Below are 902 nucleotides of genomic sequence, written 5' to 3' on the forward strand. Positions count from 1 at the left end.
TGCTGGTCAATTTTCAGCGCGCCTCAACAGTCGTGCTGCATTGCGGGAGCGGACTGCGCGATGCCGCTTGACACTCGAGTAACCTATCGGTTACATGTAACCCTAAGGTTACACATCAAACCGGAGGCGACCCCATGAAAGACGATTTCGAAACCGCCGACCGGCACGCCCAGGGCCGCGCCATCATGGCGCCCTTCCTGGGCCTGCTGGTCCTGTTGATGCAGCAGGGCATCTTCTTCGCCTGGGACTGGGGCAGCCAATCGCTGGTGCAGATCCTGGTCTGGCTGGGCTTTGCCGTGCTCATGCTCCTGCTGCTGCTGACGGGCGGCGGCTGGTTCCTGTCGAAGCGCGTGCGCGGCCTGGCGAACGATGAAGTGACGCGGGCCAACCGCCAGCGCGGCATCACCATCGGCTTCGTGGTGGCCATGGTCACCGGCTTCCTGGTCTGGGCGGTCTCGCCCTTCGAGCCGCTGCATGCCCAGCGTGCCGCCAACCTCATCGTCAGCATGGGCCTGGGCTGCGCCTTCCTCGCCTATGGCATCGCGGAAATGGTGACGACCCATGCCGGCGACGCTTGAAAACCACATCGGCCGCTTCCGCGAGCAGCGCGGCTGGACCCAGGCGCAGCTGGCCGAGGCGATGGGCGTCAGCCGCAAGACCGTGAACACGGTGGAGAACGGGGTGTTCTGCCCCTCGGTGGTGGTGGCGTTGAAGTTCGCCGCGGCGTTGGGACAGCCGGTCGAAGCCCTGTTCCGCCTGCCGGATCGGCAGGCGGAGTAGGGAAGCGCGAGTTGCCCTGGGCGGATCAGCGGATGAAGGGGCTCGTCTCCAGTGTTGATGCGCGACGAAAATTGACCCCCCCTGCGCGTTGAGAATTGACCAGGGCATGGACCGGGGGATTC

At 65.1% G+C, this 902-nt stretch carries 2 protein-coding genes; both read left to right on the plus strand.

Annotated elements, in window-relative coordinates; translation table 11 throughout:
- Nucleotides 1-134: 134 nt before the first annotated feature.
- Nucleotides 135-578, plus strand: a complete 444-nt coding sequence (locus C6N40_RS13850) for a hypothetical protein (protein WP_106991608.1) — start codon at nt 135-137, stop codon at nt 576-578.
- Nucleotides 562-780 carry a helix-turn-helix transcriptional regulator gene (locus tag C6N40_RS13855; RefSeq protein ID WP_106991609.1) on the plus strand — a complete coding sequence of 73 codons (219 nt, stop codon included), beginning with the start codon at nt 562-564 and terminating at the stop codon, nt 778-780. The genes C6N40_RS13850 and C6N40_RS13855 overlap by 17 nt, the downstream gene beginning before the upstream one ends.
- Nucleotides 781-902: the final 122 nt, after the last annotated feature.

The sequence above is a fragment of the Arenimonas caeni genome (assembly GCF_003024235.1).
Taxonomy (GTDB): domain Bacteria; phylum Pseudomonadota; class Gammaproteobacteria; order Xanthomonadales; family Xanthomonadaceae; genus Arenimonas; species Arenimonas caeni.